Source organism: Pseudomonas sp. P7758 (assembly GCF_013386485.1).
In the GTDB taxonomy this organism is placed as follows: Bacteria; Pseudomonadota; Gammaproteobacteria; order Pseudomonadales; family Pseudomonadaceae; genus Aquipseudomonas.
Window position 1 is genome coordinate 1 of sequence record NZ_JACARS010000283.1, and the last position, 321, is coordinate 321.

Below are 321 nucleotides of genomic sequence, written 5' to 3' on the forward strand. Positions count from 1 at the left end.
CGGGGGTGAACTGGATGCGATGGAACTGTGCCTCGATCCCTTCGGCAAGCTCCTTGATGGCCTTGGTCTTGGCCAGCCCGGGAGCGCCTTCAACCAGCATATGGCCATCGGCGAGCAGGGCAATGAGCAAGCGCTCGATGAGTTTTTCCTGGCCGAGAATCTGCGTTGAAAGAAAGGTTCGCAGCGCAAGCAGCGCTTCACGATGTTCCATCGATGACGGTTCCTGGAGAGGTGAGACTGGGCATTGCGAAAAATGCCAGGCCTGGGGGCGTTACTTTAATGCATCGGAGGGGGGGAGACTAACGGCGCGGGGGGTATTTT

1 protein-coding gene is annotated in these 321 nt (G+C 58.3%); it reads right to left on the reverse strand.

The window, feature by feature from the left end:
* Positions 1-211, reverse strand: a 211-nt coding sequence (locus tag HX873_RS31505; protein WP_177123877.1) for a MoxR family ATPase, incomplete at its 3' end; no start/stop codon positions are given.
* Positions 212-321 lie beyond the last annotated feature (110 nt).